This window comes from Rhizobium sp. CB3171 (assembly GCF_029714265.1).
In the GTDB taxonomy this organism is placed as follows: domain Bacteria; phylum Pseudomonadota; class Alphaproteobacteria; order Rhizobiales; family Rhizobiaceae; genus Rhizobium.
The window spans coordinates 1,318,479-1,332,410 of record NZ_CP121652.1 but is presented as its reverse complement, the minus strand read 5'-3'; the positions used below and the strand labels follow the sequence as shown (position 1 = coordinate 1,332,410).

10 protein-coding genes are annotated in these 13,932 nt (G+C 59.8%); 1 reads left to right on the top strand and 9 read right to left on the bottom strand.

Features of this window, described 5'->3' with window-relative positions; translation table 11 throughout:
* Positions 1-133 precede the first annotated feature (133 nt).
* Entirely contained in the window at positions 134-2,239 is a 2,106-nt protein-coding gene (recG, locus tag QA648_RS06605) for an ATP-dependent DNA helicase RecG (protein ID WP_283050347.1), read from the top strand.
* A gap of 43 nt (positions 2,240-2,282) precedes the next feature.
* Here recG and QA648_RS06600 read toward each other — a convergent pair whose 3' ends face one another.
* The 9 genes from QA648_RS06600 to ytfQ all read right to left on the bottom strand — a co-directional run bounded on the left by QA648_RS06600 (position 2,283) and on the right by ytfQ (position 13,827).
* Entirely contained in the window at positions 2,283-3,761 is a 1,479-nt protein-coding gene (locus QA648_RS06600; RefSeq protein WP_283051239.1) for an esterase-like activity of phytase family protein, read from the bottom strand.
* A 250-nt stretch (positions 3,762-4,011) separates the two neighbouring features.
* The gene (locus QA648_RS06595; protein WP_104823043.1) at positions 4,012-4,716 is read right to left on the bottom strand and encodes a DUF502 domain-containing protein; all 705 of its coding nucleotides are present in this window, start codon (positions 4,714-4,716) and stop codon (positions 4,012-4,014) included.
* Positions 4,717-4,892: 176 nt separating this feature from the next.
* Positions 4,893-6,719, bottom strand: a complete 1,827-nt coding sequence (gene glmS, locus QA648_RS06590; protein WP_283050345.1) for a glutamine--fructose-6-phosphate transaminase (isomerizing) — start codon at positions 6,717-6,719, stop codon at positions 4,893-4,895.
* 219 nt (positions 6,720-6,938) lie between these two features.
* Positions 6,939-8,300 (bottom strand): bifunctional UDP-N-acetylglucosamine diphosphorylase/glucosamine-1-phosphate N-acetyltransferase GlmU, encoded by a 1,362-nt coding sequence (glmU, locus tag QA648_RS06585; RefSeq protein WP_283050343.1) that lies wholly within the window; start codon positions 8,298-8,300, stop codon positions 6,939-6,941.
* 100 nt (positions 8,301-8,400) lie between these two features.
* Positions 8,401-9,147, bottom strand: a complete 747-nt coding sequence (locus QA648_RS06580; RefSeq protein WP_104823040.1) for a FadR/GntR family transcriptional regulator — start codon at positions 9,145-9,147, stop codon at positions 8,401-8,403.
* A 15-nt stretch (positions 9,148-9,162) separates the two neighbouring features.
* Entirely contained in the window at positions 9,163-10,131 is a 969-nt protein-coding gene (yjfF, locus tag QA648_RS06575; RefSeq protein ID WP_283050341.1) for a galactofuranose ABC transporter, permease protein YjfF, read from the bottom strand.
* Positions 10,128-11,156 (bottom strand): ABC transporter permease, encoded by a 1,029-nt coding sequence (locus QA648_RS06570; RefSeq protein WP_104823038.1) that lies wholly within the window; start codon positions 11,154-11,156, stop codon positions 10,128-10,130. Before QA648_RS06570 ends, yjfF begins: the two co-directional genes overlap by 4 nt.
* Entirely contained in the window at positions 11,153-12,676 is a 1,524-nt protein-coding gene (gene ytfR / locus QA648_RS06565; RefSeq protein WP_283050339.1) for a galactofuranose ABC transporter, ATP-binding protein YtfR, read from the bottom strand. The genes QA648_RS06570 and ytfR overlap by 4 nt, the downstream gene beginning before the upstream one ends.
* A 188-nt stretch (positions 12,677-12,864) precedes the next feature.
* A complete protein-coding gene (gene ytfQ / locus QA648_RS06560) occupies positions 12,865-13,827 on the bottom strand; it encodes a galactofuranose ABC transporter, galactofuranose-binding protein YtfQ (protein ID WP_104823036.1) in 963 nt (320 codons plus the stop codon).
* Positions 13,828-13,932 lie beyond the last annotated feature (105 nt).

Below are 13,932 nucleotides of genomic sequence, written 5' to 3'. Positions count from 1 at the left end.
CCTTGAAAGGTGGGAACCGGTTTTTCGGAAAAAAGCATGCGGCGTGCAATTTTCCGGGGAGTGTGCGCCTCGAAAAGGCCAGCATGACCGTCAGGCCTTGCCAAGCCACCCTCCCCGTCGCATTTTGCCGGCCATGCGTCCCGCCGTGCTCGATCCACTCTTTGCTTCCGTCTCTTCGCTGCCCGGCGTCGGGCCGAAGCTTGCCGAACTGTTGGTGAAGCTGCTCGATCGGGAGAGCATAGACGACTGCCGCGTCATCGATCTGCTCTTCCATGCACCGCATTCCATCATCGACCGGCGCGAGCAGCCGGGCATTGCTCGCGCGCCCCAGGGCACGATCGTCACCATCACGGGCCGCGTCGACCGCCATCAGCCGCCGCCGAATCCACGCAGCAATGTGCCCTATCGCGTCTTCCTGCATGACGAAACCGGCGAACTCGGTCTGGTGTTCTTCCGGGGCAAGGCGCAATGGCTGGAAAAGCAACTGCCGATCGATGAGGTAGTGACCGTCAGCGGCAAGGTCGACTGGTTCAACGGCCGCCCGTCGATGGTGCATCCGGACTACATCATGCGCAAAAGCGAGGCGGAGAACCTGCCGCTTGTCGAGCCGGTCTATCCCCTGACCGCCGGGCTCTCGCCGAAATTCCTGCGCAAGACCATCGAAGCGGCGATGACGCGCATGCCGCAACTGCCGGAATGGGACGATGCGGCGCTCACGCAGAAGCAGGGCTTCCCCTCCATCACAGACAGCTTTCACATGCTGCACGCGCCGCGGGATGCCGCCGATATCGATCCCCAGGCGCCTGCCCGCCGCAGGCTTGCCTATGACGAATTCCTGGCCGGGCAATTGTCACTGTCGCTCGTGCGGCAGCGTCTGCGCAAGGTTGCTGGCCAGCCCGTGCATCCCTCAGGAAGAATCAGCCGGAACATATTGGAATCCCTTCCCTTTTCGATGACAAACAGTCAGAGGGAGGCCGTCGCCGATATTCTCAAGGACATGGCCGGAACGGAGCGCATGCTGCGGCTGCTGCAGGGCGACGTCGGCGCCGGCAAGACTCTGGTGGCGCTGATGGCGATTGCCGCCGTCATCGAAAGCGGTGGCCAGGCCGTATTGATGGCGCCGACCGAAATTCTGGCGCGGCAACATCATGCGACGATCTCGAAATTCGCGGCCGGTGCCAATCTCTCCGTCGAAGTGCTGACCGGGCGCACCAAGGGCCGCGAGCGCGACGCCATCCTGGAACGTATCGCCTCCGGCGAAGCGCAGATCGTCATCGGCACGCATGCGCTTTTTCAGGACAGCGTGAGCTACGCCAATCTCATGCTGGCCGTCGTCGACGAGCAGCACCGCTTCGGCGTACATCAGCGCTTGCGGCTTACGGCGAAGGGCATCTCGCCCCACATGCTGGTCATGACGGCAACGCCGATTCCGCGGACGCTTGTGCTCGCCGCCTTCGGCGACATGGATGTCTCCAAGCTCACGGAGAAGCCCGCCGGACGCAAGCCGATCCAGACGATCACCATTCCGACCGAGCGAACCGACGATATCGTTTCACGGCTAAAGAGCGCTTTATCCGAAGGCAAAAAAGCCTATTGGATATGCCCACTTGTGGAGGAAACCGAAGAATCCGATTTAATGTCGGTCGAGGAGCGGCACGCAAGTTTGACCAAGGCGCTCGGACCCGGGATCGGGCTCATTCACGGCCGCATGAGCGGACCGGAAAAAGATGCCGTGATGATGGCCTTCAAGAATGGCGAGATCCGCCTGCTGGTTGCTACGACTGTCGTCGAGGTCGGCGTCGATGTGCCGGATGCGACCATCATGGTGATCGAGCATGCCGAGCGTTTCGGCCTGGCGCAGTTGCACCAGTTGCGTGGGCGCGTCGGGCGTGGCGACGAGGCGTCTACCTGCATCCTGCTCTATAAAGGCCCGCTCGGCGAAACCGGCCATGCGCGGCTCTCGATCATGCGCGACACCGAGGACGGTTTCCGCATTGCCGAGGAAGACCTGAAGCTGCGTGGCGAGGGTGAGTTGCTTGGCACGCGCCAGTCGGGCACGCCGGGCTTCCGCATCGCCAGCCTCGAAGCCCATGCCGATCTCTTGGAAATCGCTCGTAAGGACGCCGCCTATCTCATTGAGCGCGATCCCGAGCTGACGGGCGAGCGCGGCATGGCGGTGCGCACCCTGCTCTATCTTTTCCGCCGCGACGAGGCGATCCGGTTCCTTAGGGCGGGATAGGTGGATGGACGCGGCAATCGCGTCCATCCAGATCAAAAGGCCGTTACTTGGCCGACAGGCCGGGGATCGTCACCTGGAACACCTGGAACATGGTGTCGACATCGCCTCCGCCATCGCCCTTATAGGCCGCGCCAACCTGGAAACCGTCCTGGGTGAGGAAATCGTTGTCGTTGGCGACAAACAGGAAGTAGTCATCCGGCAGCTTCGGATCCTGCACGCTGACGAGCGACATGGCCTCCCACTTTTCGGAGAGGTTGTTGCGATCGTTCGGCGCGCCATTGTGGAGACCGAAACGAGCCAGATCGGCGCTATCGTTGATATCGATGAACTGGCTGACCGCAGCCGGCTTTACCGACGGATCGAGAACGCCCTTGGGAGCGAGCGCCGTGTCGGCATCGAATTTGCTGCCGGCAATATCCGTGGCCGCCGAGACATCGACGACATTGATGCTGCGGTAAAGCGACTTATCGCCCTTCACACCGTAACCGTTGCCGCTATCGCGAGCGAGCATCAGGAAGTTTGTCGGCGACAGGGCCACGATTTCGCTCTGGGCAGCGACGAGCGTCTTGCCCTTGTCGTCCTTAAAGACCGGCAGCGGCACGACATATTCATGCACGAGCTTCAGATGCGCCAGATCAGCGGCATCGTAGATCAGCGCGCGGGTGTTCTGTCGGGTCGAGCTGGAATCGCCGCCATCCTGGCGGGTTGCCGACTGCAGCACGGCAATCAGGAACTTACCGTCCGGGGTCATCGACATGCCCTCGAGGCCCTGGTTGTTCTGGCGGCCGCTCGTCGGATCCTTCGGATCGGGAGCCGTTTCGCCCGGACCCGGATTGTTGGAAGCGAAGTTCACCGCGCCATTGCGCATCGGCAGCAGTGCAGCCGGCGGCTGGGTGGCAGACATCATTAGGCCCGTAGCGGAGAAGCGGTAGATATAGGGGCCATATTCATCGCTGATGAACATCGTACCGTCGGACAGACGGGCGATGGCCTCGTTGTCGAGCGAGATCTTGCCGTTCGGCGCTTGAGGCAGCAGCGGCATGCTGCCTTCCGGATGGCGAGTGCCGTTAGCAGGGTCGAGACCGGTCGTATCGGCGCCCTTGTTGTCGGTCAGCAGTATGGTGTCGGCAAGCTTGGCGACGACGCCAGACTGTTCCTTGCCGGCCGGCGGTGTTGCGCCCGGAGCAACCGGCGTCAACTGGATCTCGACGGTGTTGAGGCGCGGACGATAGTCGGTAGTGCCGACAGCATTATAGCCACGATCCGGCAGCAGCCACAGCGAACCCTTGTAGGAACCATCGGCATTGCGCACCCAGCTCTTGGTGTCGATGGACATGCCCGAACCGGAGCCGAAGGTCTCGCCGAACTTGTCGCGCTGATTGGCCGGGATGCGGCCGACGGCGACGCGGCCCTTGTTGACCAGCGTGACACTGCCGACGGTAACGGAATTATCGGCGAGGGCTGCGGCCGGCGCAGCGAAAATGAAAGTGGCGAGCGCTACGGAGAGCAGCGGCAAAGTCATTGAATGCACATTTTTCATGGCAATATCCTCCTGATGAAAAAGCCCTTTTGGCTGGAACGGCATTCACCTCCAGACCCGGCCTGAAGCCGCGTCGAACGATACGTCCGGCTCCACTGAGCCCAGACATTCGACAATGAGATGCGCCCGATTGCCTTTCCGGCAAACGGTCTAAGACGGCAACATGATAAGGACATGACAACTCGCCCCAAACGCGTGGGCGATAGAGGGGGAGATCAGGAAATGGCTGGCTCTAAGACAAAGTCTTTGCGGGAACAGGCGCCGGCGGAGGCAGTTCTTTGCCGATCAGCTTTTCCCGATATTCCGGTGAGACCAATCCGCCGGAGATCAGCAGTTTGGCGCCGTCTTCCGGGCTCATGTCGAGAATGGTGATCTTTTCACGCGGAACGAAAACCAGGAAACCGGCTGTCGGCACCGGCGTCGGCGGCAGGAAAACGGCCACCATGTCATGCCCCATGGCGTTAAACTTGGAGGCGATTTCACCCTTGGCATCGGTCGATATGAACACCATCGACCAGAGGCCGGGGCTCGGATATTCGATTAGGCCAACCTTCTTGAAAGACGTGCCCTGCTCTTTCAGCACGGTTTCGAAAATCTGCTTCACGCTCTTATAGATCGTTCGCACCAGCGGCACACGATGAACGATCGATTCGCCGAAACGGACGATGCTCTGACCGATGAGGTTTTTGGCGAGGAAACCAACGATCGTGATGAAGATCATCGCGATCACCAGGCCGGTACCGGGAACCGCGAAGTTCAGATAGCTTTCGGGATCATAGCGGGCCGGAATATAGGGCCTGACCCAGCTATCGGCCCAGTGGACCACAGACCAAGTGAGCCAGAGCGTAATGGCGATCGGCGCGCAGATAATCAGGCCCGCCAGGAAATTATTTCTGATCCGCGTTGCCACAGACACTTTGATGGGTTTTTCCGTCATTCGCCGTTCGAAAACTCCGTTCCGTCGCCACCGCTAACCGGCAAATTCCCCCACCATCTCCTCTGTAAAACGTGCCAGAAATCGGCGCGTCGCACAACCCGGCAGTCATGTCATCAATGGGGATCAGCGCCCCATTCACGACGACGTTATTTTAGGAAAACAGCGGGGAATGCGGCCTATTCTACCGTCACCGACTTGGCGAGATTGCGCGGCTGATCGACGTCCGTGCCCATAAAGACTGCCGTGTGATAGGCGAGCAGTTGGATCGGCAGCGAGAAGATGATCGGTGCGATGATTTCATCGACAACCGGCAGGGTGATCGTCGCCATTGTCGGCAAGGTGGAAGCCGCAGCCCCTGCCTCGTCGGTGATGAAGATGATGCGGCCGCCGCGGGCCGCCACCTCCTGCATGTTGGAGACGGTCTTGTCGAAGAAACGGTCATAGGGCGCAATGACGATAACAGGCATGTTCTCGTCGATCAGCGCGATCGGACCGTGCTTCAGCTCGCCGGCAGCATAGCCTTCGGCGTGGATGTAGGAGATTTCCTTGAGCTTCAGCGCGCCTTCCATGGCGAGCGGGAAGCTGGTGCCGCGTCCGAGATAAAGCACGTCGTTAAACTTGGAGATCTCACGGGCAAGGCTTTCCATCTGCGGCTGGATGATGTTCAGCACCCGGGCCATGATGCGCGGCATCTCAACGAGATGACCCACCATCGCCTGTTCGTCCTCAGCGCTGACCGTACCACGCGCCTTGCCGGCACCGATCGCCAAAGATGCAAGCACGGCAAGCTGGCAGGTGAAGGCCTTGGTCGAGGCAACCCCAATTTCGGGGCCGGCCATGATCGGAAACACCGCATCGGATTCGCGCGCGATGGTCGATTCTTTCACATTGACCACGGCACCGATCTTCAGGCCATGATCCTTGCAGTAGCGCAGCGATGCAAGCGTATCCGCCGTTTCGCCGGATTGCGAGATGAATAGCGCAGCCTGCGAGGGCAATAGCGGCATTTCGCGATAGCGGAATTCGGAAGCCACATCGATCTCGACCGGCAGGCGGGCATAACGCTCGAACCAATATTTGCCGATCAGGCCGGCGAGATAGGCCGTGCCGCAGGCTGAAATCGCCAGGCTGGACACGGCGCTGAAATCGATCACCGACGCATTCGGGCGCACCCGATGACTGGCGAAATCGACATATTGGCTGAGCGCATGGGAGATCACCTCCGGCTGCTCGTAGATTTCCTTTTCCATGAAGTGGCGATGATTGCCCTTGTCGACGACATAGGCAGTTGCCTGCGATATCTGCCGAACGCGGCTGACCTCCTGGCCGCTGAAATCGACAACCGTGGCGCCATCGCGGGTGATGATCGCGCAGTCGCCGTCGACGAGATAGGTAATCTCGTTGGTGAAGGGCGCCAGCGCAATCGCGTCGGAGCCGAGGAATGTCTCGCCATTGCCGAAACCGATGGCGAGCGGCGGGCCGGAGCGGGCCGCCATGAGCGTGTCGGGATCGTTCTGGAACATGACGACCAGTGCATAAGCACCGGTGACGCGGTTCAGCATCTTCAGCATGGCTGCGCGCGGATCGAGGCCCTGGCGGAGATATTTCGCCAGAAGATGCGCAACAACTTCCGTATCGGTCTGTGTGGCAAAGACCCGGCCTTCGGCCTTTAATTCCTCGCGCAGCTCTGAGAAATTCTCGATGATGCCGTTGTGAACGACGGCGACGCCTTCGACAAAATGCGGATGGGCGTTGGTTTCGTTGGGAACGCCATGGGTCGCCCAGCGGGTGTGAGCAATGCCGGTGACGCCCGGTAGCGGCTCGACATCCAGTCGCTTTTCGAGATTGAAGAGTTTTCCTTCGGCGCGGCGGCGGTCCATGACGCCGTTATGGATGGTGGCAACGCCAGCCGAATCGTAGCCGCGATATTCGAGACGCCGCAAGGCATCCACCAATCGTGCCGCCACAGGCTTCGTTCCGACAATCCCGACAATGCCGCACATGCAATTCTCCGTCTGGCCCAAAATCTTGGCGCAAGTCCTAATGATTCTTATAGTTTTCTCAATTGCCGCGATGGTCACTTTCGGTTTCCGACCGTTACGCGACCCTACTGCAACGCGGATCCAAAGGACGCGTTGAGAACGCAGTAGGACTTTAGAGTAGCGCATATTCCTTTCCTTAAATCGATTCCGATTTAAGGGCTCATGCGCTGGACTTTAGGCTTAGTGGCTGCCCTTCTTCGCTGCCTTGATGGCCAAGGCTCTCTCGCGAATGACCTTGGCACGGCCAGGTTTTACCTCCTGGCGGGCGCGACCGAAGGCAAGCGCATCGGCAGGCACATCCTCGGTGATGACGCTGCCTGAGGCGACATAGGCGTTGTCGCCGATACGCACGGGCGCAACCAGCGACGAGTTCGAGCCGATGAAGCTGTTGGCGCCGATATGCGTCTCGTGCTTGTTGACGCCATCATAGTTGCAGGTGATCGTGCCCGCGCCGATATTGCTGCCGGCGCCGACCGTGGCATCGCCGATATAGGTCAGGTGATTGACCTTCGCGCCCTCGCTGATCTTGCCGTTCTTCACCTCGCAGAAATTACCAACCTTCGAGCCGCCGGCAAGGTTCGCACCCGGACGCAGCCGCGCGAAGGGGCCGACCGTGGCGCCGGCGCTGACATGGGCGCCTTCGATATGCGAAAAGGCATGGATGACCGCGCCGCCATCGATGACGGCGCCGGGGCCGAAGACGACGTTCGGCTCGATCAGCGCGTCCTGGCCAATTACCGTGTCATAGGCAAGAAACACCGTTTCTGGCGCAATCATCGTGACGCCTGAAAGCATCAGCTCATGACGGCGCCGCTCCTGCCAGAGCCGCTCGATAACGGCGAGTTCGGCGCGGTTGTTGCAGCCGGTCATCTCCACTTCGGGCGCATCGACGGCGACCGCGCGGCCGCCGAGAGAGCGGGCGATCTCGACGAGATCGGTCAGATAATATTCGCGCTTGGCATTGTCGTTGCCGATACGGTCGAGCAGATCGAGCGCCTTGCGGCCGTTGATCGCCATCAGGCCGCTATTGCACCAGGTAACCGCAAGCTCGGCGTCGGTCGCGTCCTTTGCCTCACGGATGGCGATCAGCTCGCCGTCCTTGACGAGCAGCCGGCCATAGGCGTTGGGGTTTTCCGTATGAAAGCCGATGACGACGATGTCATTGCCATCGGCTAGCCCCTGACGTGCCGCGCGAAGGGGCGCATCGGTGAGCAGCGGCACGTCGCCGTAGGCCACCAGGATATCGTCATACCCTTTGGCGATCGCCTCGCGCGCCGCAAGCACAGCATGGCCGGTGCCGAGACGCTCTTTCTGCAGATAGGCCTCCACCTTGACACCGCCGACGGCGGCCGCCGCAGTGACCTCTTCCGCATTACGGCCGACCACGAGCGCGGCGGCGGAAATATCGGTCTTGGCGATCGCGTCCATCACATGCGCGATCATCGGACGGCCGGCGATGGGGTGCAGCACCTTGGAGATCGACGACTTCATGCGGGTGCTGTCGCCGGCGGCGAGGATGATGGCGAGGCAGGTGCGTTCCATTTCAAGCTCCGAAATACGGTCCGACGAGGCCCGAGAGCAGGCCTCATCTCCTCATAGCAACTAGTTGAGCGGTGAACTACGGCGAAATTAGACGTAGACGTCAAGCGTCCGCGAGCGCCGCGAAGGCTTGCTGGACATGCCGGCGGCCGTCGAAAATAACGAATTCCATCGCCTTGTGCGCCGCCAATTCGTCGCCGGCGGCGATAGCGTCGACGATCGCCATATGCGTATCGGCAATATTGCCGAAGCCGTTGCTGGTCGGAGGTGCGCTCATTCGGAACATGCCGACGAGGGCCGCTTCGATCAGGCCGCCGAGCGAACGCATGAAGGGATTGTGGGAAGCTTCCGTGATCGCCAGGTGAAAATGAAGATCGGCGACGGCGAGACTATCGGGCGTATGCTCCGGCGCGGCCATGGCCATCGCCAGCTTTCGCAACGACTCGATTTCTTCGGGGCTGGCCCGCTTCGCCACGAGGCTGGCGGCAAACGGCTCGAAGGCCAAACGAATGTCGTAGAGGTGGAGAAGGAACTCCTCGTTGACGCCGCTTTCAAAGTGCCAGGTCAGCACCGCGCTGTCGAACATGTTCCAATGGATCTTTTCGGTGACACGGGTTCCGACGCGGGCGCGCGGCACGACCAGGCCTTTTGCCGCGAGCGTCTTCATGCTCTCGCGCAGCACGGTGCGCGACACCTTGAACCGCTGCAGAAGATCGCTGTCGCCAGGGAGAATGCTGCCGATGGGAAAGGCGCCGGACACAATCGCTTTTCCAAGATCATCCACGACCTGAGCATGGCTCGTTCGGGATTTTCCTTCGGTTTTCCTGGTTTCAAGCAATCGGCCGCGCAAACACTCTGTCCTTCCCTAAGCGTAACGTCGATTGAAGCGGGAAAGCAGCAGAAGTCCCTTCTGCATCAGAATAAACGCAAAGAGCAGCAGCCCGATTAATATCTTAGTCCACCAACTGGAGAGCGTTCCATCAAAGGTGATATAAGTCTGAATCAAGCCCTGTATGAGAATTCCGATGAGAGTTCCTCCAACGAACCCTGCTCCCCCCGTGAGCAATGTTCCACCTATGACCACGGCGGCAATGGCATCCAGCTCGACCCCAACCGTAGCCAGCGAATATCCTGCCGACGTATAGAGCGAAAAAACGATTCCGGATAGACCGGCGAGAAAGCCGGACAGCGCATAGATCTGGATCGTTGTGCGGCCGACCGGCACGCCCATCAACTGAGCCGTCTGCACCCCGCCGCCCAGCGCATAGACGTTGGCGCCAAAGCGGGTGCGATGCGCCAGCAGGATGCCGCCGGCAAAGACGATCAGCATGATACCGCCGATCAGCGTCAGACGGCCGCCGCCTGGCAGCAATAGATAGAGATCGCTCAGTTGCGAATAGAAATCATGCTCGATCGGGATACTGTCGATCGAGAGGACGAAAGCGATGCCGCGCGCAAGAAACATGCCCGCCAGAGTGACGATGAAGGGCGGCATGCTGAGATAGTGGATGATGGCACCCATGCCCGCGCCGAAGATCGTCGTGATCGCCAGAACAAGCGCGAAGGCGAGCAACGGATGGATCGAGGTATCCCGCAGAATGATAGCCAGGAAGACGCCGGTAAAGGCGATGACCGAACCGATCGACAGATCGATGCCGCCGGAAAGGATGACGAACGTCATGCCGACGGCGGCAATTCCGAGAAAAGCATTATCCGTCAGCAGATTGCCGACGACGCGCGTCGACAGCATGTTCGGAAATTCCATCACGCAGCCGGTGTAAGCCAGCAGGAAAATGACGATCGTCACGAGCAGAGGAAGATATTTCGAATTCACTTTGCCTGCTCCTCATGGATCATCTGCGCCGCGCCCCGCCGACGCCAGAAAAACGACGAGACGGATTGGAGAGCTGGAGACTGGATGACCAGAATGATGATGACGATGACGGCCTTGATCACCAGATTGAACTCCGGCGGGAAGCCGGACAGCAGAATGCCGGTATTGACCGACTGGATGATCATCGCGCCGATCAGTGAGCCGACGATGCTGAAACGGCCGCCAAGAAGGGAATTGCCACCGACGACGACGGCCAGGATCGCGTCAAGTTCAAGCCAAAGACCGGCATTGTTCGCATCGGCGCCCTTGATATCGGCGGAAACGATGATGCCGGCGATCGAAGCGCACAGGCCGCTCAGCGCATAGACGGCAATCAACAACACCGGCGTCTGAATGCCCGACAGCGTGCTGGCCCGCCGGTTGATGCCAATCGCCTCGACGAGCATGCCGAGAGCCGTGCGTCTCACCAGAAGAATAACCGCCAATGCCACTAACAGCCAGATGACGACAGGCATCGGCAGGGAGCCGAAGGACCCGCTTCCCAAGAAGATGAGCCCATCGTCATTGAAGGTCATGATGACGCCTTCGGTGATCAATTGGGCTATCCCGCGGCCGGCGACCATCAGCACCAGCGTGGCGATGATCGGCTGAATATCGAGAACCGCGACGAGGAACCCGTTCCAGAGCCCGCATGCGAGCCCGACGCCGATGGTCAGTATCAGCGTATAGGCGAGAGAATGTCCGGAGACGATGGCGGATGCGGCAACGGCGCCGCAAATTGCAATCACCGCGCCGACCGAGAGATCGATGCCCTTGGTGGCGATGACGAGCGTCATGCCGATGGAGAGAAGCGCGACGGGCGCACCGCGATTGAGAACATCGATGATGCTGCCATACAATCTGCCATTTTGCAGTTCCAGATGAAAGAACTGTGGGAACATAATGAAATTCAATAGAAGAATCGCTGACAGCGCAATGAGCTGCGGGGCCAATCGAAGCAACAGGGCCTTGATCTGGGAACTCATGCTTCCTCCCGCTTGCTCTCGCCCGTCGCGATCGAGTCGACGATATGGCTGGCGGTAATCTTGTCGCCTGTCAGTTCGGCAATATGTTCGCGGTCACGCAGCACGATGACGCGGGAACTATAGGCCACGAGTTCCTCCAGCTCGGACGAGATCACGACTAGCGACATTCCCTGCTGGCAAAGATCTTCGATCAGTCGGATGATCTCCGCGTGCGCGCCGACATCGATGCCGCGCGTCGGCTCGTCCAGGATCAGGAAATTGGGATTGGTCGCCAGCCAGCGCGCCAGAATGGCCTTCTGCTGATTGCCGCCGGACAGCAGCCTTATCGGCTTTTCGCGGTCGGTGGTGCGGATGTCCAGCGCCTTGATATAGCGATCGGCGATCGCGTTCTGCTCGCTACGCGGTAATGGGCGCGCCCAGCCGCGGCGGGCTTGGAGCGCCATGACTATGTTTTCGCGGATGGAAAGGTCGCCGATGATGCCATCCGTCTTGCGGTCTTCGGGGCAAAAGCCGAAGCCGCTCTTGATCGCAGCGCGAGGGCCCGAAAGGGTCACATTCCTGTCCTCGATCTTTGCCTCGCCGCTGTCGGCGCGCTCGACGCCGAAAAGCACTTCCGCGGTTTCCGTGCGTCCTGAGCCCAGCAGACCGGCAATCCCAACCACTTCTCCGACCCGAACCTCCAGGTCGAAGGGCTTAATTTTGCCGCGTTTGCCGAAATTGGTGAAGCGATATCTGACCGGCCCGCTTTCGCCGACCGCCTGCTTCGCGGTCGCTTCGACCTGCGCGAGTTCGCGGCCCAGCATCATGGCGATCAGGGTTTGCCGGGAAAGGCCGTCCGCATCGCGCGTGCCTACAAGGCGGCCGTTGCGCAGAACGGTTATGCGGTCGCAGATCTGATAGACTTGTTCAAGAAAGTGCGTAATGAAAACAATGCCTAATCCGCGCTGCTTCAGATTCTGGATAATACCGAAAAGCATGGCAACTTCGTGGGTATCCAGGCTGGCCGTCGGCTCGTCGAGGATCAGAACCTTGCCGGAGAGATCGACAGCGCGTGCGATCGCGATGACTTGCTGAATTGCGACGGAGAAACGGTCGAGCTGACGACTGACATCGATGTCTATGCCGTATTGCGACAACAGGTCTTTCGCCATGCTGTTCATCGCACGGCTGCTGATCATGCCGAGCCGTCTTGGCTGCCGGCCGAGAAACAGATTTTCCGCTACACTCAAATTCGCAAGGAGGTTCACCTCCTGATAGACCGTTCCGATACCAAGCTTCTGCGCCGCCAGCGTATCGTGCGGGTCGATCTCGGCGCCATCGAGAACAAGGCTGCCTGCGTCGCGGCGATAGGCGCCGGTCATGCACTTGATCAGCGTCGATTTCCCAGCACCATTTTCGCCGAGAAGCGCATGAACCTCGCCCCGCCGCAACGTAAAATCGACATGATCCAGAGCGGTGGAGCCGGGAAAATATTTGCAGAAGCCGGTAGCCGTCAGAAGACGCTCGACATCGTGAGCCATGGAGCAAGAATTTCCTTGAATTGAGCCGGTATGCAAAGGTGCGAAATACGCCGCTCGCTAAAGCGCCGTGCGTACATCTTACTCGCATTCGGGTGGTTCACCTAAATGCGGAAGCTTCCCCGCCCGCAATGCCGCGTAGGAAAGCCCGCATCGGCCGTTTGCCAGCCGATGCGGTTCGCTTTTTTACATCAATAGCCCTGGTTCTTCTTCTCCTCGTAGACCTTCTGCGGGTCGTCAGACTGTGTGTACAGCTTCGACTCGGTCTGGATCCACTTCGGCGGCTCCTTCTTGGTCTTGAGGTAGGCGTCGAGGGCATCGAAGGCGGGGCCGGCCATGTTCGGCGTCAGTTCCACCGTCGCGTTTGCTTCGCCGGCCGCCATGGCCTTGAAGAGGTCCGGAACCGAATCGATGGATACGGTCAGGATATCCTTGCCCGGCTTCAGGCCGGCTTCCTTGATCGCCTGGATGGCGCCGACGGCCATGTCGTCGTTATGAGCGTAGAGCGCGCAGATGTCCTTGCCGCCATTTTCGGCCTTCAGGAAGCTTTCCATGACTTCCTTGCCCTTGGCGCGGGTGAAATCGCCGGTCTGGCTGCGGACGATCTTCAGGTTGTCATGGCCCTTGATGGCTTCTTCGAAGCCCTTCTTGCGGGCGATGGCCGGCGAGGAACCGGTGGTGCCCTGAAGCTCGACGATATTGCACTTCTTGTCGCCGACAGTCTTCACAAGCCAGTCACCGGCAACCTTGCCTTCGTGAATCTGGTCCGAGGTAACGGCGGTCAGATAGAGATCCTTCGGGGCGTTGATCGTGCGGTCAAGCAGGATGACGGGGATCTTGGCTTCCTTGGCTTCCTTCAGAACAGAGTCCCATCCCGTTTCCACGACGGGCGCCAGGAGAATCGCGTCGACACCCTGCGCGATGAAGGAGCGAATCGCCTTGATCTGGTTTTCCTGCTTCTGTTGGGCATCGGCGAATTTGAGGTCGATGCCGCGCTTTTCAGCCTGCTGTTTCGTAACCGTCGTTTCCGCCGCACGCCAGCCGGATTCCGAACCGATTTGCGAAAAGCCGACGACCAAATTCTTTGCCGATGCGGTCGTAAACATGCAAGCAGCAAGAATCGTGGCACTCACCAGTGCAGTCTTAAATTTCATGATGTCCTCCCAATTGGCCATCTCTAAGGCCGAAGGCAAAAAATCATATAGTAATACTTTTGTAAATCGGGATTCTATGACGCACTGCAACAAAAAAGGGCGTCC

Coding starts and splice junctions, on each gene's coding strand:
- QA648_RS06595 (WP_104823043.1), bottom strand. CDS start 4,716: ATGACGGAAAAACCCATCAAAGTGTCTGTGGCAACGCGGATCAGAAAT.
- glmS (WP_283050345.1), bottom strand. CDS start 6,719: ATGTGCGGCATTGTCGGGATTGTCGGAACGAAGCCTGTGGCGGCACGA.
- ytfQ (WP_104823036.1), bottom strand. CDS start 13,827: ATGAAATTTAAGACTGCACTGGTGAGTGCCACGATTCTTGCTGCTTGC.
- QA648_RS06570 (WP_104823038.1), bottom strand. CDS start 11,156: ATGAGTTCCCAGATCAAGGCCCTGTTGCTTCGATTGGCCCCGCAGCTC.
- ytfR (WP_283050339.1), bottom strand. CDS start 12,676: ATGGCTCACGATGTCGAGCGTCTTCTGACGGCTACCGGCTTCTGCAAA.
- glmU (WP_283050343.1), bottom strand. CDS start 8,300: ATGGAACGCACCTGCCTCGCCATCATCCTCGCCGCCGGCGACAGCACC.
- QA648_RS06600 (WP_283051239.1), bottom strand. CDS start 3,761: ATGACTTTGCCGCTGCTCTCCGTAGCGCTCGCCACTTTCATTTTCGCT.
- recG (WP_283050347.1), top strand. CDS start 134: ATGCGTCCCGCCGTGCTCGATCCACTCTTTGCTTCCGTCTCTTCGCTG.